Source organism: Actinocorallia libanotica, assembly GCF_039525175.1.
GTDB classification, from domain to species: Bacteria; Actinomycetota; Actinomycetes; order Streptosporangiales; family Streptosporangiaceae; genus Actinocorallia; species Actinocorallia libanotica.
Map to the genome: position 1 here is coordinate 127,329 of NZ_BAAAHH010000011.1, position 16,344 is coordinate 143,672.

The 16,344-nt window shown below is 71.4% G+C and carries 17 protein-coding genes; 3 read left to right on the plus strand and 14 right to left on the minus strand.

Annotated elements, in window-relative coordinates; genetic code table 11:
* Window positions 1–248: 248 nt before the first annotated feature.
* Genes fabG through ABD140_RS16045 form a run of 3 tightly spaced genes read right to left on the minus strand, consistent with a single transcriptional unit; the run spans window position 249 to window position 3,336 of the window.
* Window positions 249–977, minus strand: a complete 729-nt coding sequence (fabG, locus tag ABD140_RS16035; protein ID WP_344241513.1) for a 3-oxoacyl-ACP reductase FabG — start codon at window positions 975–977, stop codon at window positions 249–251.
* Between the two features lie 10 nt (window positions 978–987).
* Window positions 988–2,145: an acyl-CoA dehydrogenase family protein gene (locus tag ABD140_RS16040; protein WP_344241514.1), complete on the minus strand. Its 1,158-nt coding sequence runs from the start codon at window positions 2,143–2,145 to the stop codon at window positions 988–990.
* A gap of 21 nt (window positions 2,146–2,166) precedes the next feature.
* Window positions 2,167–3,336, minus strand: a complete 1,170-nt coding sequence (locus ABD140_RS16045) for an acyl-CoA dehydrogenase family protein (RefSeq protein ID WP_344241516.1) — start codon at window positions 3,334–3,336, stop codon at window positions 2,167–2,169.
* 163 nt (window positions 3,337–3,499) lie between these two features.
* On the opposite strand from ABD140_RS16045, the gene ABD140_RS16050 reads away from it, so the two are divergent.
* Both ABD140_RS16050 and ABD140_RS16055 read left to right on the plus strand, forming a co-directional pair.
* Window positions 3,500–4,714, plus strand: a complete 1,215-nt coding sequence (locus ABD140_RS16050) for an ammonium transporter (protein ID WP_344241517.1) — start codon at window positions 3,500–3,502, stop codon at window positions 4,712–4,714.
* Window positions 4,715–4,733: 19 nt separating this feature from the next.
* Window positions 4,734–5,417 (plus strand): YoaK family protein, encoded by a 684-nt coding sequence (locus tag ABD140_RS16055; protein WP_344241519.1) that lies wholly within the window; start codon window positions 4,734–4,736, stop codon window positions 5,415–5,417.
* Between the two features lie 10 nt (window positions 5,418–5,427).
* Here the strand turns inward: ABD140_RS16055 and ABD140_RS16060 are convergent, their stop codons facing one another.
* The 11 genes from ABD140_RS16060 to ABD140_RS16110 form a co-directional block, all read right to left on the minus strand.
* The gene (locus ABD140_RS16060) at window positions 5,428–7,356 is read right to left on the minus strand and encodes an FUSC family protein (protein WP_344241521.1); all 1,929 of its coding nucleotides are present in this window, start codon (window positions 7,354–7,356) and stop codon (window positions 5,428–5,430) included.
* A gap of 17 nt (window positions 7,357–7,373) precedes the next feature.
* The gene (crcB, locus tag ABD140_RS16065) at window positions 7,374–7,730 is read right to left on the minus strand and encodes a fluoride efflux transporter CrcB (protein WP_344241523.1); all 357 of its coding nucleotides are present in this window, start codon (window positions 7,728–7,730) and stop codon (window positions 7,374–7,376) included.
* A complete protein-coding gene (gene crcB, locus ABD140_RS16070; protein WP_344241525.1) occupies window positions 7,727–8,242 on the minus strand; it encodes a fluoride efflux transporter CrcB in 516 nt (171 codons plus the stop codon). The genes crcB (ABD140_RS16065) and crcB (ABD140_RS16070) overlap by 4 nt, the downstream gene beginning before the upstream one ends.
* 43 nt (window positions 8,243–8,285) lie before the next feature.
* Window positions 8,286–9,161: an urease accessory protein UreD gene (locus ABD140_RS16075; protein ID WP_344241527.1), complete on the minus strand. Its 876-nt coding sequence runs from the start codon at window positions 9,159–9,161 to the stop codon at window positions 8,286–8,288.
* Between the two features lie 74 nt (window positions 9,162–9,235).
* Window positions 9,236–9,871 (minus strand): urease accessory protein UreG, encoded by a 636-nt coding sequence (ureG, locus tag ABD140_RS16080; protein WP_344241529.1) that lies wholly within the window; start codon window positions 9,869–9,871, stop codon window positions 9,236–9,238.
* A gap of 11 nt (window positions 9,872–9,882) precedes the next feature.
* Window positions 9,883–10,626 carry an urease accessory protein UreF gene (locus ABD140_RS16085; RefSeq protein ID WP_344241531.1) on the minus strand — a complete coding sequence of 248 codons (744 nt, stop codon included), beginning with the start codon at window positions 10,624–10,626 and terminating at the stop codon, window positions 9,883–9,885.
* Complete coding sequence (gene ureC, locus ABD140_RS16090; RefSeq protein ID WP_344241533.1) at window positions 10,623–12,344, minus strand: urease subunit alpha; 1,722 nt, start codon at window positions 12,342–12,344, stop codon at window positions 10,623–10,625. The genes ABD140_RS16085 and ureC overlap by 4 nt, the downstream gene beginning before the upstream one ends.
* A gap of 5 nt (window positions 12,345–12,349) precedes the next feature.
* Window positions 12,350–12,790: an urease subunit beta gene (gene ureB, locus ABD140_RS16095; protein ID WP_425544120.1), complete on the minus strand. Its 441-nt coding sequence runs from the start codon at window positions 12,788–12,790 to the stop codon at window positions 12,350–12,352.
* A complete protein-coding gene (locus tag ABD140_RS16100; RefSeq protein ID WP_344241535.1) occupies window positions 12,783–13,586 on the minus strand; it encodes a sirohydrochlorin chelatase in 804 nt (267 codons plus the stop codon). Before ABD140_RS16100 ends, ureB begins: the two co-directional genes overlap by 8 nt.
* A complete protein-coding gene (locus ABD140_RS16105; protein WP_106399441.1) occupies window positions 13,586–13,894 on the minus strand; it encodes an urease subunit gamma in 309 nt (102 codons plus the stop codon). The genes ABD140_RS16100 and ABD140_RS16105 overlap by 1 nt, the downstream gene beginning before the upstream one ends.
* 34 nt (window positions 13,895–13,928) lie before the next feature.
* Window positions 13,929–14,912, minus strand: a complete 984-nt coding sequence (locus tag ABD140_RS16110; RefSeq protein ID WP_344241539.1) for an urea transporter — start codon at window positions 14,910–14,912, stop codon at window positions 13,929–13,931.
* A gap of 210 nt (window positions 14,913–15,122) precedes the next feature.
* Between ABD140_RS16110 and ABD140_RS16115 the strand changes: the two genes are divergently transcribed.
* Window positions 15,123–16,265 (plus strand): phosphatidylinositol-specific phospholipase C1-like protein, encoded by a 1,143-nt coding sequence (locus ABD140_RS16115; protein WP_344241541.1) that lies wholly within the window; start codon window positions 15,123–15,125, stop codon window positions 16,263–16,265.
* Window positions 16,266–16,344 lie beyond the last annotated feature (79 nt).

Genomic DNA, 16,344 nt, shown 5'->3' on the forward strand with positions numbered 1-16,344 from the left:
AGAATTTGTTCTACATGGCTGGGTGAGCCAAGTCACTACCTACCCTTGAGTAACTTTGCGTCCGCCGACGTACCGATTTCCCCGTGCGCCCCATCCGAGCAGAGAGTCTCATCTCTGGAATTACACGACCGATTCCCCGGCCCCGCCGGCCTGCGGGAAAGCGAGACGGACGGCGGCCTTCGGCGGCTCCGCGCCGGGAACGTCCCGGGCGCGGAGCCGCCGCTCCCGGGACGTCCGGACCCCGTCCGTCAGCGGGCGCCGCCGTTGATGTAGAGGGTCTGGCCGCTGACGTAGGAGGCGTCCTCGCTCGCCAGGAAGGCGATGACGGAGGCGACCTCCTCGGGGGTGCCCACGCGGCCGAGGGGCGTGCGTTCGGCGGCCATGGCCTGGTGCTCGGCCGGGGAGGCGCCGATGCGCTCGGCCGTGGCGGCGGTCATCGCGGTGGCGATGTAGCCGGGGGCGACGGCGTTGACGTTGATGCCGTAGGGGCCGAGCTCGATGGCGAGGGTCGAGGTGAGGGCCTGGATGCCGGCCTTGGCGGCGGCGTAGTTGGCCTGGCCCCGGTTGCCCAGCGCCGAACGGCTGCTCAGCGAGACGATCTTGCCGTGGCGCTGGGCGACCATGTGGCGCTGGGCCGCCTGCACGCAGTTGAAGACGCCGGTCAGGTTGACCTCCAGGACGCTGTCCCAGTCGGCCTTGGGCATCTTGTACAGCAGGTTGTCGCGGGTGATCCCGGCGTTGTTGACCAGGACGTGCAGCCCGCCGAGCTCCTCGGCGATCCGGTCGAAGGCCTCCCGGACCGCCGCGTGGTCGGACACGTCGCACGCGTACGCGCGGCCCGCCCCCGCCCAGGCGGGCTCCTTCAGGTCGACCACCGCGACCGTCGCGCCCTCGGACGCCAGCCGCCGCGCGGTGGCGGCGCCGATGCCCTGCGCGGCGCCGGTGACCACGGCGACCTTTCCGTCGAACCTTCCCATCACGTCTCCCTTACAGACCCATGTCCTTGGCGATGATCATCTTCATGACCTCGGAGGTGCCGCCGTAGATGCGGTTGACGCGGTTGTCGGCGTACAGCCGGGCGATCGGGTACTCGTTGACGAAGCCGTAGCCGCCGTGCAGCTGCAGGCAGCGGTCGATGACGCGGTGCGCGACCTCGGTGCAGAACAGCTTGGCCGAGGCGGCCTCGGCCGGGGTGAGCTCGCCGGCGTCCAGCGCCTCCAGCGCGCGGTCGACGACGGCCTGCGCGGCGTCCACCTCGGCCTGGCAGGCGGCCAGCTCGAACTTCGTGTTCTGGAACGAGGCGACCGGCTTGCCGAACACCAGGCGCTCCTGCGTGTACTTCTTCGCGAACTCCACCGCCGCCACGGCCTGCGAGTACGCGCCGTACGCGATGCTGAAACGCTCCTGAGGCAGGTTCTGGCCGAGGTAGGAGAAGCCCCTGTTCTCCTCGCCGAGAAGGTCCTCGACCGGCACCTTCACGTCCTGGAACGACAGCTCCGCGGTGTCGGAGACCTTCAGGCCGAGCTTGTCGAGCTTGCGTCCGATGGAGTAGCCCTCGGCCTTGGTGTCGACGACCAGCAGCGAGATGCCGAAGCGGCGGTCGTCGGCCTTGGGCGGCGCGGTGCGGGCGCAGACGATGACGCGGTCGGCGTGCACACCGCCGGTGATGAACGTCTTGGCGCCGTTCAGTACGTAGTGGGTGCCGTCCTCCGACAGCTTCGCGGTGGTCGTCATGCCCGCGAGGTCGGAGCCGGTGCCCGGCTCGGTCATCGCGATGGCGAACATCGTCTCGCCGGAGGCGAAAGGCGGCAGCCAGCGCTGCTTCTGCTCCTCGGTGCCCAGGCTGAGGATGTAGGGGAGGCACAGCGCGACGTGCACGCTGGAGCCGCCGAACGACACCGCGGCCCGCGCCGTCTCCTCGTACTGGACCGCGGAGAACTTGAACGAGCTGATGCCGGCCCCGCCGTACTCCTCGGGCACCTCGATGCCGAAGGTCCCCAGCTCGCCGAGCTTGTAGTAGAACTCCCGGGGCATCTGCCCGTCGGCGAGCCACTGCTCGTAGTGGGGCGACACCTCGGTCTCGATGAAGGCGCGCAGGGTCTTGCGGAAGGCTTCGTGGTCCTCGTTGAAGACGGTACGGCGCATGGTCGTTGTCCTTTCAGGCTTTCAGAAGGCGTTGACACCGGTCAGCGCCCGGCCGATGAGCAGTTTCTGGATCTGGCTGGTGCCCTCGTAGAGGGTGGTGACGCGGGCGTCCCGCAGCGCCTTGCCGACGGGGAACTCGTCAACGTATCCGTAGCCCCCGAAGACCTGGACGGCCTGGTTGGCCGCTTTGACCGACGCCTCGGTCGCGAAGAGCTTGGCCATCGACGCCTCGGTCCCGAACCTCTCGCCCCGCTCGGCGAGGTCGGCGGCCCGCCACGTCAGCAGCCGCGCGGCGTCCGTCTCGACCGCCATCTCCGCGAGCATCTCCTGGACGAGCTGGTAGGACGCGATCGGCTTCCCGAACTGCGTGCGCTGCCCCGCGTAGGCGACGGCCGCCTCCAGGCACCCGCGGGCCAGCCCCACGCATCCGGCGGCCACGGAGATGCGCCCCTTGTCCAGCGCCGTCATCGCGATCTTGAAACCGGCGCCCTCGGGCCCCAGCCGCAGCCCGTCGCGCACCCGCACCCCGTCGAGCACGAGCTCCGCGGTGGCCTGCCCCCGCAGCCCGAGCTTGCCCTTGACCTCCCGCCGCCCGAACCCGGGGCTGTCGGTCGGCACGAGGAACGCGGTGATCCCCCGCGGCCCCGGCCCGCCCGTCCGCGCGAACACCAGCGCCACGTCGGCCCACGTCCCGTTGGTGATGAACATCTTGGTGCCGCTGATCACCCAGTCGTCGCCGTCCCGCACCGCCTTCGCCGCCAGCGACGCCGCGTCCGACCCCGTCCCCGGCTCGGTCAGCCCGAAGCACCCGAGCGACTCCCCCGCGCACAGCCCCGGCAGGAACCGCCGCTTCTGCTCCTCGCTCCCCCACTTCTGCACGCTCTTGGCCACCAGCCCGAGCGACACCGACACGATCCCCCGCACCGAGGTGTCCCCGCGCCCCAGCTCCTCCATCAGCAGGCAGTACGCCAGGAGGTCGCCCCCCGACCCCCCGTGCTCCTCGTCGATCCCCATCCCGAGGAACCCCACCTCGCCGAGCCTCCTCACGATCCCGGCGTCCACCTGCTCGACCCGGTCCCACTCCGCCGCGTACGGCACGACCTCCCGGTCCACCCACTCCCGCGCCAGCTCCCGGAACCGCTCCTGCTCTTCGCTGAGGGTGAAGTCCATCCCGGCTCCCTTGATGAGCACTGCTAGTTTCTATCGCGCACGCTAACCTACCGCCGCTAGTTTCCTCAACCGCCCGTTGAGGACAGAACGGATAAAGATTTGCCCCGTCGCTGATCACGGAGGGTTTCGCGGACTCGGAGATCGCCTATGCCCAAGGTGACGAACCGAGGTCAGGAGTGCGGGCATGTCGTATGGGTTGAACACCGGGGATTCGGCGTGGGTGCTCGTCAGCTTCGCGATGGTGCTGCTCATGACGCCGGGGCTGGCGCTCTTCTACGGCGGCATGGTGCGGGCGGAGAACCTCATCAGCGTGCTCTACATGAGCTTCGTCTCGATCGCCGTGGTGACCGTGATCTGGTTCGTCTACGGGTACGGGATCGCGTTCGGCAAGGACGCGGGCGGGGTCGGCCTCATCGGGTGGGGGGACTGGCAGCTCTTCCAGGTGACGCCGAGGACCCTGCGCGGGGTCATACCGCTGTACGTCTACTCGCTCTTCCAACTCGTCTTCGCCATCATCACGCTCGCGCTGGTCAGCGGGTCGGTCGCCAACCGGGTGCGGCTCGGACCCTGGATGATCTTCGGGGCGATCTGGGTGACGCTGGTCTACCTGCCGATCGCCCACTGGGTGTTCTCCTCCGGCGGCTGGATCAACAAATGGGGCGTGCTGGACTTCGCGGGCGGGTTGGTCGTCGAGCTCAACTCCGGCATCGCGGGACTGGCGCTGGCCATCGTGCTCGGCCCCTCCCTGCGCTTCCGGCGGGAGGGTCCGCCGCAGCCCAAGAACATCCCGCTCGTCATGACGGGCATGGGCCTGCTGTGGTTCGGCTGGTTCGGATTCAACGGCGGCTCGGCGCTCACCGACGGCGCGCTCGCGGCGAACGCGGTGGTCAACACCATGATGTGCGGCTGTGTGGCGATGCTGGTCTGGATGATCCTGGAGCGCGTGCGGTTCGGGCGGTTCTCCCGGCTGGGCGGCACGACCGGCGCGCTCGCCGGCCTCGTCGCCATCACCCCGGCCTGCGGCTATGTCAACCTGTTCGGCGCCACCATCATCGGCATCGTCGTCGCGATCGTCTGCACCTACGCTGTGGAGGTCAAGACGACGGTCGGCTACGACGACACCCTGGACGTCGTGGGCATCCACGGCGCCGGCGGCATCGTCGGCGTGGTGCTGCTCGGCTTCTTCGCCACCGGCAAGTACGCCAGCCCCCACGCCGGGATCTTCTACGGCGGTTCGATCTCCCTGCTCGGCAAGCAGATCGTCGCGGTCCTCGCCGTCGCCTGCTACACGTTCGTGCTCACCTACCTCATCGGCAAGGTCGTGGACGGGCTGTTCCGCCTCCGCCCGACCGCCAAGGAGGAGGCCGCGGGCCTCGACACCGAGCTGCGCATCGGTTGAGCTCCACCGGCACGGCGCCATGACCGGCGACGGCGACCGGAGCGACGGGCCGCTGCCGCCCCTGCTGACCGTGCTCGCCTTCACGACCGGGATGATCGACGCGACGAGCTTCCTCGACCTCGGCCACGTCTTCGTCGCGGCCATGACCGGCAACACCATCATCTTCGGCCTCGGCCTCGCCGGGTACGGCACGGCGCTGTCGTCCCTGCTGTCGATCCTGTCCTTCGCGGTGGGGGCGGGCTGCGGCGGGCAGGTCGTGCTGCCGCGGGGCGTGCACCGGCACCGCGGGCTGCTGCTGGCGGCGGGCATCGCGACCCAGGCGCTCCTAGTGTGCGGGGGCGCGCTGCTGGCCGCCCGGTACGGGTTCGCCGAGCCCTGGACGCGGCGGCTCGTCATCGTGCTGCTCGCCTTCTCGATGGGCTGGAGCTACGCGGTCGTGCGCAGGGTGAAGGTGGCCGACCTCAACACGACGGTCGTCACGACCACGCTCACCACGCTGTTCGCCGAGTCCGTCGCCCCCTACCGGCAGAAGCGGCGCCTCGTCTCGATCTGCGCCCTGCTGACCGGCGCCCTCGTCTCGGGCCTGCTGCGGCGGGCGCTCTTCCCGGTGGCCCCGCTGTGGGCGGCCGTCCTCCTCCTCGCCGGATGCGCCGTGGTCTCCTACGCCGCGGCCCGGCGCCCCGGCGCCGAGCGGTGGCGCTGAGCCCCTCCCCTCACGGCGGAAGGCTGCCGCGCAGGGAGCGGGTCTGGGTGACGACGTCGCCGAGGACGTCCTCGGCGGAGGGGTCGGGCAGGTTCCCGGCCCGCGGTCTCCGGTCCTCGTGGACCGCCGTCGCCATCTCGCGCAGCTCCGCCGAGACCGCGTGCACCTTCCGCTCCGGCGGGGGCCCCTCGGCGCCGCCCCCGACCCGGACGGCGGCGGCGGTGATGGCGTCCACGAGGTGGTCGAGCTCGATCAGCGCCGGCCACCAGGCGGTGGCCCGGCGGCTGGCCGGAGGGGGCTCGGACAGCATCTGCTGCAGGCCGTTCTGGATGGCGTTGAGCCTGCGGTGCAGCGCCCGCCGGTCGCGGGACCTGGCGTCCTGGGAGCCGGTGAAGGCCTCGTCCAGGTAGTCGGCGGCGGCCTCGAAACCGGCGGTGATCCGGTCGCCGAGCCGGATCCGCCAGCTCTCCGGCCACAGGGCGTAGCCGAAGACCAGCACGATCAGGCTGCCCAGGACGGTGTCGACCAGCCGGGCGGCCACCAGTTCCCCGGAGGGCACCGGGGCGACCATGTCGAGCAGGAAGAGCATCAGCGGGGTGACCGCGGCCGTGCGCATCGCGTACGACTTGACCTTGAGCAGCGGGATCAGCCCGCCGAAGAAGGCCGCGAGCGGTACCGCGGCCCAGCCGCGCGGGACCACGACCAGCACCAGCAGGGTGGGGACGGCCGCGACGATCGTGCCGACCGCGCGCAGCAGGGCGCGGCCGAAGACCGAGCCGAAGTCGGGCTTCAGCACGACGACCACGGTCAGCGACACCCAGAAGGAGTGCGTCTGAGGGATCCCCAGCAGGTGCGGCACACCTGGGACCTCCGTGATCACCGAGGCGACGGCCATGCACAGGGCGAGCCGGAGCCCGTACCGCCAGGCCGCCCCCGAGGTCAGGGCCAGCCGCGTCGCCTCGGCCGCCCGGGTCCGCAGCGGCGCGGGCAGGCCGAGCCAGTCGGGGCCGCCCAGCTCCGTGCTCGGCAGCCGCCTCAGGATGTACCCGACCGGCCGGGCGAACGCCGGGTCGCCGGTGAACGGCGGGATCTCCGCGTCCCTGCGGCCGGTCCGGACCGCCTCCGCGATCCGCCGCACCGTCCCGGCCAGCCCCGGAGGCGCGGGACGTCCGGCGCGGACGAGCACCGAGATCGCCTCCGTCAGGGGCGTGATCGCGTTGAGCATGCCGACCAGCCACCGCGTCTCGGCGTCCCAGTTGCCCTCCCCGCGGATCTGGTGGCGCAGCAGCGCGTCCTGGGCGGTGTCCATGGCCCGGCTGAGCGCCAGGCGCGCCTCGCCCGGGTGGGGGGACGCGTCCAGGAGGTCGGCGGCCCCGGCGTACACGGCGGCGACGGCCTCGCGCTGCGGATCGGCGCCGGAGTCCGTGATGCGCCAGCTCAGCAGCGCCAGCAGGATGTAGAAGAGACCGCCCGCGAACTGGAGCAGCGGCGGCAGCCACAGCTCCCCGACCGGGGGCAGTCCGGCGCCGAGCACGTTCATGAACAGCAGGCTCAGCGCGGCTCCCGACAGGACCTTGCCGACCGAGCTGATCAGGCCGGAGAACAGCGCGACGAGCGTGATCATCGCCACGGTCCACCAGCCGTGCCCGTGCAGGAGCTGGCCCATGACCAGGCCCGCCGCGCCGGCCAGCTGCGGTACGAGCAGGCCCAGCACCCTCGACCGGTAGGGCCCCACGTCCGGCCGCATCACGCCCTGCACCATGCCGGCCGCCGCGAGCAGCCCGGCGTCGGGCCTCCCCAGGGCCATCGCCACCGCGATCACCGCGGCGAACCCGGTCGCCGCGCGGATCGCCTCGGGCCAGGGCAGCGGGTCCTGGGACAACGAGAGCGTCCGGCTGAGCCAGCCTCGCGTGTCGGCTCGCAGTCCCCCTGTGGCCATACCGCCTCCAGCAGACGTCAGAACGAGCGGAACAGCGCGTAGAGGATCGCGAAGACGATGACGCCGAGCAGGAGGGAGACGAAGATGTTCACGGCGGCCTTGTCGTGCTCGCCGTTCTGGATGAGGTGGACGGTGTCGAGCTCGAAGGTGCTGAACGTGGTCAGCGCGCCGCAGAAGCCCGTCCCCAGCAGCGCCTCCACCGCGGTTCCCGTGCCCGCGCCGTGCAGCGCGCCCAGGAAGCCCGCGCCCATGAGGTTCACCGTCAGCGTGCCCCAGGGGAAAGCCTTGCCGAACCGCTTCTTGACCTTCGCGTCGACGACGTAGCGCAGCATGGCGCCGAACGCGCCTCCGATGAGCACCAGCAGGAAGGTCATGCCGTCCTCCCCCCTCCGGACCGGTCGGCGGGATGCGGGATCATCCCGCCCAGCCGCAGCCCCGCCACGACGGCGATCAGGCCGCCCAGCACGCTGACCACCGCGTAGGTGACGCTCAGGACCCAGCTCCCGTCGCGGGCCAGTGACTCGATCCCGTCGATGAGGTGGGAGAACGTGCTGAAGCCGCCCAGGTAGCCGGTGACCAGGAACAGCCGGGCCGAAGGATGCGGCCGCCCCTTGAGCAGGTACGTCGTCAGCAGGCCCATGAGAAGGCAGGCGAGGACGTTCACCAGAAGGGTGCCCCAGGGGAAGCCGCCCTGCGCCCCGGGCATCGCCTCGGTGATCAGGTAACGCAGCAGGGCGCCGACCGCGCCGCCGATGGCGATGTCCAGGAACGCGTGCGACTGCAGCCCCGGATGGCGGGGAGGCCCCGTCTTGTTCCGGTCCAGTGCGGAGGCCTCGGCCTGCTCCCGATGGAGCAGGTGCCCCCCTGTCCCTCCCGTGTCCTCCACTGCCGGTGCCTCCGTATCTCTCGCTACGACGGACGGTGCAGGGTCACGCCCTGCGGCGGTCGGGCGCGGGCACTCCCAGGAGCAGCCTGCGGGCTGCGTCCCAGACCCGCATGAAGGCCTCCTCCACTTCGGGCGAGGTGTCGCCGAGGATCCGCGCCCAGGCTCCCCGCCCGCCCGGCAGGACGCTGGCGCCGGTCCGCAGGCCGGTGCCGGCGAGCGCCTCGTGCAGGGCGTCGGCGACCTCCTGCGCGGGCCGTGCGCCGGTGACGACGTACAGGGAGGACAGGACCCCGAAGCCGTCCATCACCCCGGGACCGGTCACCCCCTCCTCCTCGGGCACCAGCCGGAGCGGGTCGGCGAACAGCAGCCCGCCGTCGGGGCCGTGCACCTCGATGTCGCTGCAGTACGCCGTGTAGGCGTGCCGCTCCCCCCGGGCCAGCCGGCCGGCCAGCATCGTCTCGCCCAGCACGACCGTGGCCTCCGGGTCGGCGGTGACGCCGATCCGCTGGTAGTACCGGGAGTCGGCGAAGGGGATCGTGGTGTCCGGCAGGTACTCCAGGTAGGAGCCCGGCCCGGCGGTGAGGTTGACCAGCTGGGTGGCGTAGTCCTGCTCCATCCGGTAGATCCGGGTGGCGCCCTGGGTGGTGAGGTGGACGGACGCACCCGCCCCGCAGGAGACGTCGACGCGGTAGCGGTCGCCCTGGAGGGTGCCGCCGCCGGTCGCGATCACCATCGTGTGCGCCATGTGCCGCAGCGCGGGGTCGTGGTACAGCGGGCGGGTGATCTGCAGCGGCGACTTCTGGTAGTGCCCGGTCAGCTCCGTCCGCTCGCCGATCCGCTCGTACGCCAGTTCCAGGACGCCGACCTTGCCGGGGCTGCCGACCGGCAGCGTGTCCGGCGTGGCGGAGTGCCTGCGCACCGCCGGCGGCACCCACGCCGGCTCGTACCACCCGGGGGCCAGCCGGTCGCCGGCCCCCGCGCCGCCTGGCTCCTCTAGGCCGGAGAGGTACACGCCGCCCCCGCCCGCGACTCGATGAGGTCGGCCACCTCGGCGATCCCGGTGCCGGCCAGGCAGTCGGTCAGCACCACCGGGCCCGCACCGCGCACCGCACGCGCGTCGCGTTCCATCACCCCGAGGTCGGTCCGCACGTACTGCGCGATGTCGATCTTGTTGATGACGAGGAGGTCGGAGTCCGTGGTGCCCGGCCCCCGCTTGCGCGGCATCTTCTCGCCCTCGGCGGTGTCCAGGACGAAGATGTACATGTCGGCCAACGCCGGGCTGAAGGTGAGCGTCAGGTTGTCGCCTCCGCTCTCGAACAGCAGCAGGTCGATGTCGGGGAACCGGTCGACCAGGTCGGCGGCGGCCGCCAGGTTCATGGTCGGATCGTCGCGGACGGCGGTGTGCGGGCAGGCGCCCGTCTCCACGCCCACGATCCGCTCGGGGTCGAGCACCCCGGCCAGGGTGCGCCGGACGTGCTGGGCGTCCTCCTGGGTGTAGATGTCGTTGGTGATCACGCCGAGGTTGCGCCCGCGCTCGATGAGCAGCGGCGCCAGCGCCTCGATCAGGGCGGTCTTGCCGGAGCCGACCGGGCCGCCGACCCCTACCTTGAAGACCTTCTCCAGTTCCATGCCTTGTCCCTTCAGGTGATGAACAGCCGGGCCGGGGCCCGCTCGTGGGCGGCCGAGACGGTGTCGGCGACGGGTACCGCGCCGTGCAGGTCGAGCAGGTCCTCGGCGGCGAGGGCGCGGCGGGCCACCCGCGCGAGGTCCGGCCTGACCTCGCGCAGGATCGCCTGGGCGCGGCGGAAGTCCACCCGCGCCAGCCGCACCGCCGCCGCCGTCCAGCTCGCGGCGAAGGCGTACAGGTCGCCGGCCACCGCGCGTTCGACGGGAGCCCCGAGCCCGGCGTGGACGGCCCCCACCACGACCGCGTGGTTGCCCGGCACCGCCTTCCGCGCCACCAGGGACGCGAGCCGCTCGACCTCGGGCAGCGCGAACGCCCAGGCCGCCGTGTCGAGCACCTGGCGGCCGGTCCGCACCGAGGCGGTGCGCTGCTCGCGGTTGAGCTTGACCGCGTGCAGCCGGTGGTCGACCTGCGCCAGCCGGTCCCAGTCGCCCCCGGTGACGGCGCGGTGGGCGAGCACCAGCGCCGTGGCGTCCCCCGGGCCGACCGAGTGGTACAGCAGGTCGCGCAGCAGGGCGGAGATCTCCTCCGGCCCGCTCAGCAGCCCGAGCTGGACGTAGCCCTCCAGCCCGTGCGAGAGCGTGTACAGACCGCTGGGGAAACCCGAGTCGGTGAGCTGGAACTGGGCCAGCAGCGTGCCCAGTTCCTCGGCCGGCCCGGCCCGCCCGGCCGGCCCGGCCTCGGGTGCGCGCACGCTCATGTGAGGAAGAACAGCTTGTTGAGCGGTAGCTTCTTGGCCGGTTCGATGTTGGCGACCTCGCCGTTCACCGTGACCTTGTAGGTCTCCGGGTCGACCATGATGTCGGCGATCGTCGAGTTGTAGATCATGTGGCGCTTGTCGACGGTGCGGCACTGGCGGATCGGCTCGATGATGCGCCGCAGGCCGAGCTTCTCCGGCACCCCGGCCGCGATCCCCGCCTGGGACATGAAGGTGACGCAGCTGTTGGCCAGCGCGGTCCCGCGGGCGCCGAACGTGCGCCGGTAGACGACCGGCTGCGGCGTCGGCAGCGAGGCGTTCGGGTCGCCCATCGGGAACCAGCTGATCGCGCCGCCCTTGACCACCATGAAGGGCTTGGCCCCGAAGGAGTGGGGCTGCCACAGCACGACGTCGGCGAGCTTGCCGTCCTCCAGCGAGCCGATCGCGTCGGCCATCCCGCAGGTGCGGGCCGGGTTGATGGTGAGCTTGGCCAGGTAGCGCAGCACCCGGAAGTTGTCGTTGCGGGAGGAGTCCTCCGGCAGCGGCCCGCGCTTGTCCTTGTTGTGGTGGGCGACCTGGAAGGCGCGGGTGAACGACTCGCCGACCCGGCCCATCGCCTGGGAGTCCGACCCGATGATGCTGATGATGCCGAGGTCGTGCAGCACGGTCTCGGCGGCGATGGTCTCGGCGCGGACCCGGCTCTCGGCGAACGCCACGTCCTCGGGCACGCTGTAGCTGAGGTGGTGGCAGACCATCGTCATGTCCAGCAGCTCGTCCACCGAGTTGACGGTGTAGGGCAGCGTCGGGTTCGTGGACGCCGGCAGGACGTTCGGCTCGCCCGTCACCCGCAGGATGTCGGGCGCGTGGCCGCCGCCGGCGCCCTCGGAGTGGTAGGTGTGGATCGAGCGACCGTTGATCATGTTGATCGTGTCCTCGACGAACCCGCCCTCGTTCAGGGTGTCGGTGTGGATCGAGATCTGGATGTCGTACTCGTCGGCCACCGAGAGCGAGCAGTCGATGACCGCGGGCGTGCTGCCCCAGTCCTCGTGGACCTTCAGGCCCGCGGCCCCGCCCCGGAGCTGGTCCTCCAGCGCCCCGGGCAGGCTGCTGTTGCCCTTGCCGTACACCGCCACGTTGATGGGGATGTCCTCGTACGCCTGCAGCATGCGGGCGAGGTTCCACGGGCCGGGCGTGGTGGTGCAGCCCCGGCTGCCGTCGGCGGGGCCGGTGCCGCCGCCGACCAGCGTGGTGATCCCGTTGCTCAGCGCGTGCCTGGCCTGCTCGGGAGCGAGGAAGTGCACGTGGGTGTCGATCGCGCCCGGCGTGGCGATGAGGTTCTCGCCGGAGATCACCTCGGTGTCCGCGCTGACGATGAGGCGCCGGTCCACCCCGTTCTGGGTGTGCGGGTTGCCGGACTTGCCGATCCCGACGATCCTGCCGTCCTTGATGCCGATGTCGCCCTTGACGATGCCGATCATCGGGTCGACGACGACCGCGTTGGTGATCACCACGTCGAGGGCGATCGAGCCGGTCGTGGCGGGGTCGCTCGACATGCCGTCGCGGACGGTCTTGCCGCCGCCGTACTGGGTCTCGTCTCCGTAGTGCCCCTCGGTGTGGTCCAGCTCCACCTCGATGACGAGGTTGGTGTCCCCGAGGCGGACGCGGTCGCCCACCGTCGGGCCGTACATGGACGCGTATTTCTCACGGCTTATCGAAGTCATCGTGCTCAGCCCTTCTTGGAGGATTTCGGCTTCTTGTCGCCGCCCTTTGCCTTGCCGCCCCGCTCCGCGGCCCCGCCCTGCTCGGGCTCGTCGAGGTAGCCGCGCTCACGCATGCGCTTCAGCGCCTTGCGGCGCGCCTCGGCGGAGCGGATGCTCCCGTTGAGCAGGCCGCCGAAACCCATGAGCCGCTGACCGCCGCCGTACTCCACCAGCGTCACCTGCTTGGTGTCCCCGGCCTCGAACCGGACGGCGGTGCCGGCGGGGATGTCCAGGCGTTTTCCGAACGCGCGCTCGCGATCGAAGCTCAGCGCGCGGTTCGTCTCGAAGAAATGGAAGTGCGAGCCGATCTGGACGGCGCGGTCCCCGGTGTTGCGCACGGTGATCGTCACGCGTTCCTGGCCGGCGTTCAGTTCGATGTCGCCCTCGCCGTACATGTACTCAGGCATTCGATGCCACCCCTTTCTGGATCACCGTCAGCGCCGCGGGAAAGCCGTCACGACGGTCGTCTTCGTTGTCGTTCTCGTGCCCGTGCCCGTGCCCGTGCCCGTGGCCGTGGCCGTGGCGGGCCGCCGCGAGCCCGTCGTCGCCGTACCGGTCCCACCGCCGCTCCGCCTCGGCCACCCGGTCGCGGATCAGCGCCGTCAGCGACGCCCGGCCCAGCAGCGGCCCGGCGGACCGGGTCCCGGGCCGCTCGGGGACCGGGACGAAGGAGGCGGGCACCAGCACGACGCCGCCGGCGCCCAGCCGGCGGCAGCGCTCGATCCCCTCGTCCACCTCCGGCTCGCCCCCGGTCAGCGCCACCTCCACCCAGCGCACCGGCAGGTACTGCCACACCAGGCGGGCCACCCGGAACAGCTCGGCGTCGGCCTCGAGCCCCGCCGCGGGCGCCACCAGCAGCACCGCCTGGTCCGGCGGTCCCTCGCGCAGCGCCCGGGTCACCGCGCCCCTGATCCAGGAGACCAGGTGCTCGGCGGTGCCCAGCGGCCCGGCCAGCAGCAGCGCCCCGGCCGCCCGGTCGCGCGCCGCCCAGCCCAGGGTCTGGGCCGCGGTGGCCGCCAGGTCGGGATCCCGGCCGAACGTCATCGGCACCGCGACCGCCCGCCCGTGCCCGCGCAGCGCGGCGTGCAGCTCGCGGCCCGGCCCCTTGGCCTCGGGCCCGTCCGGACCGACCAGCGCGGGCAGGACCGCTCCGCCGCGGCTCTCGTGCCCGCCGAGCAGCAGGACGGTGCGGCCGTCCGGCATTACTTCCCGCCCACCGGGTCGTGGCAGGAGACCAGCTTGGTACCGTCCTCGAAGACGGCCTCGACCTGCAGCAGCGGAAGCATCTCGCGGACGCCGGGCAGGACCTTGTCGGGTCCCAGCACCTCCTTGCCCAGCTTCATGCAGTCGGCGACGCTCTTGCCGTCCCGGGCGGCCTCCACGATCTCGTGGGTGATCAGCGCCACCGCTTCGGGATAGTTGAGTTTCAGGCCGCGGTCGCGGCGCCTGATGGCCATCTGCGCGACGGTGAAGATGGTCAGCCTGTCCATCTCCCTGGGAGTGAGATTCATCGAGGTTCCTCTCGGTCGTGTCGCCGCCGGACGCTCATCCGGCGCGGCGGAGCTTGCGGAACATGGGGACGGCCAGCAGGAAGACCCACGTCACCAGCACGAACGGCCAGGTGAGGGTGTGGCCGCCGGCCACCTGGAGCAGGTTGCCGATGGTGGCGGTCGCCGCCGCGGCGGCGACCGCGCCGATCAGGGCGTAGACGCCGGCCACCGGACTCAGCGCGACGAAGATGCCGAACAGCGCGAGCCCGGTCAGGACGGAGTTGTAGCCGTAGAGGCCGGCTCCGAGGTCGGCCGCCTGCACGCCCAGGACCCAGCCGGTGAGCAGGCCGACCAGGCTGGAGACCAGCGCCACCAGTCCCGTCATCCAGCCGGCGACGAACAGCCCGATCAGGAAGATCAGCCCGACGTACCACATGTCCTGGAAGAACACCTGGCCGACGCCGTTGAACGTGCCCTGCCACAGGTACTTCCAGGTCATCTCGGTGCCCGGCGCGGAGGCCGAAGGCGGCGCCGCGCCCGCGTGGTGGGACCAGACCCTGGCGTAGGCGGGCGCGGCGACCACCACCGCGGTGGTGATCACGCAGAAGGGCGCGGTGAAGGTGGGCAGGTTGTACGGCGTGAGCCACACGTTCATCGCCGAGGTCAGCACGCTCCCGGCGATCGCGCTGAGGATGACGACCAGGACCGTCATCCAGCCGACGTCCAGGTAGAGCACCAGGCTGACGCCGATCAGCGTGCCGCAGAAGCCCTCCAGGCCGAGCGAGATCCGGTCCTTCCACGAGACGCCGAGCAGGTACGCGGTGAGCGTGGCGACGACCGTGCTCAGCAGGCCGAAGACGCCGAACTGCCAGCCGCCGACGAACAGCGCGAGAATGAAGATCAACCCGGTCCAGGGATTGGACTGGAAGTCGACCTGCGCGACCCCTTTGGGAATGGTGAGCAGGTCCTCGGCGCCCCTCTTCTCCGGCGGGTGCGGTGACTGCCCGGACGGGTCCGGGGACGCGGATGCCGATACCAAAGACGCCAACTCCCTCAGCCACGGTGGCGTGAGGAGCTCACGCCTTCAGCACGGAATCAACATGTAGACATTCGGCTGGTATCCGGGATTTCGGCTTGGCAAATGCCCGCCAGGGCCATGCTCCGGTCAAACATCCCGCTTTCCGGGATTCCGGACGCGGCCGAGCCGGGCCCTTGACGGCGGAGGAGAAGGTGAGATTCATTCGCATCCATGATCCGTCGCCCCCCGCGTCCCGCCGCCGCCGCCGGCCTCACCGCCCTCACCGTGTCCGCCGCGCTGGCGCTGGCGTCCTGGTCCGCCCCGCCCTCCGAGGCCGCCGCGCCGCAGTTGCGGCTCAACCAGATCCAGACGGTCGGAAGCCACAACAGCTACCACCTGGAGCCCCCGCAGAAGGAGTACGGGCCGATCTCGACGGTCGCCGGAAGCGCGGCGCAGGGACTGCAGTACAGCCACGCCCCCCTGGACCAGCAGTTCGCGGGACAGCACGTACGGCACATCGAACTCGACCTCTACGCCGACCCCGAGGGCGGCGCGTACGCCAAGCCCGCCATCCGGCCGCTGACGGGGCAGAAACCTCGATACGACCCCCGGATGGATGAACCCGGCACCAAGGTGCTGCACATCGCGGGCGTCGACTACCGGAGCACCTGCCTGTCGCTCGTGGAGTGCCTGCAGACGGTGAAGCGGTGGTCGGACGGCCGCCCGTCGCACGTCCCGATCGCGATCCTGCTGGAGTTCAAGGACACCCTGGACATCCCGGTGCAGGGGCTTCCGCCGATCCGGCTGGTGACGTGGACGCGGGAGCGCATGCTCGCCGCCGAGCAGGAGATCCTCTCGGTCTTCCCCCGCGAGCGGATCGTGGCGCCCGACGATGTCCGCAGGCCCGGCAAGACCCTGGAGGAGTCGGTCCTGCAGGACGGCTGGCCGCTGCTGGACGAGGCCCGCGGCAAGGTGATGTTCCTGCAGGACTCCAACGCCACGCAGCGCGACCGCTACGTCGAGGGCAACCCCTCCCTGGAGGGAAGACTCCTCTTCACCGCCTCCGCGCCCGGCCGGGCCGACGCCGCGTTCGTCCAGCGCAACGACGCGGCCTCCGCGTCCATCCCCGACCTGGTCGCCCGGGGCTACATGGTGCGCACCCGCGCCGACTCCGAGACCGAGGAGGCCCGCTCCGGCTCCACCGCCCTGCGCGACCGGGCCCTGGCGAGCGGCGCCCAGTGGGTCAGCACCGACTACCCCGTCCCGGGCCTGGCCGCACGTTTCGCCACCGGCTACTACACCGCCCTGCCCGGCTTCGCGGACGTCCGCTGCAACCCGGTCAGCGCACCGCAGGCCTGCGCCGTCGCCGACTGACCCGCTCCGGCGTGGCGCGGGCGTCGTTTTACCCGCACATGGCGGGCGAGGTGTTTTTCGCGACTTCCTTCCAGGCATG

What these genes read in the sequence shown, in the direction of transcription:
- fabG (WP_344241513.1), bottom strand. Translation starts at nt 977, where the DNA reads ATGGGAAGGTTCGACGGAAAGGTCGCCGTGGTCACCGGCGCCGCGCAG.
- ABD140_RS16040 (WP_344241514.1), bottom strand. Translation starts at nt 2,145, where the DNA reads ATGCGCCGTACCGTCTTCAACGAGGACCACGAAGCCTTCCGCAAGACC.
- ABD140_RS16050 (WP_344241517.1), top strand. Translation starts at nt 3,500, where the DNA reads ATGTCGTATGGGTTGAACACCGGGGATTCGGCGTGGGTGCTCGTCAGC.
- ABD140_RS16055 (WP_344241519.1), top strand. Translation starts at nt 4,734, where the DNA reads ATGACCGGCGACGGCGACCGGAGCGACGGGCCGCTGCCGCCCCTGCTG.
- ABD140_RS16060 (WP_344241521.1), bottom strand. Translation starts at nt 7,356, where the DNA reads ATGGCCACAGGGGGACTGCGAGCCGACACGCGAGGCTGGCTCAGCCGG.
- crcB (WP_344241523.1), bottom strand. Translation starts at nt 7,730, where the DNA reads ATGACCTTCCTGCTGGTGCTCATCGGAGGCGCGTTCGGCGCCATGCTG.
- ureG (WP_344241529.1), bottom strand. Translation starts at nt 9,871, where the DNA reads ATGGAACTGGAGAAGGTCTTCAAGGTAGGGGTCGGCGGCCCGGTCGGC.
- ABD140_RS16085 (WP_344241531.1), bottom strand. Translation starts at nt 10,626, where the DNA reads ATGAGCGTGCGCGCACCCGAGGCCGGGCCGGCCGGGCGGGCCGGGCCG.
- ureC (WP_344241533.1), bottom strand. Translation starts at nt 12,344, where the DNA reads ATGACTTCGATAAGCCGTGAGAAATACGCGTCCATGTACGGCCCGACG.
- ureB (WP_425544120.1), bottom strand. Translation starts at nt 12,790, where the DNA reads ATGCCTGAGTACATGTACGGCGAGGGCGACATCGAACTGAACGCCGGC.
- ABD140_RS16100 (WP_344241535.1), bottom strand. Translation starts at nt 13,586, where the DNA reads ATGCCGGACGGCCGCACCGTCCTGCTGCTCGGCGGGCACGAGAGCCGC.
- ABD140_RS16105 (WP_106399441.1), bottom strand. Translation starts at nt 13,894, where the DNA reads ATGAATCTCACTCCCAGGGAGATGGACAGGCTGACCATCTTCACCGTC.
- ABD140_RS16115 (WP_344241541.1), top strand. Translation starts at nt 15,123, where the DNA reads ATGATCCGTCGCCCCCCGCGTCCCGCCGCCGCCGCCGGCCTCACCGCC.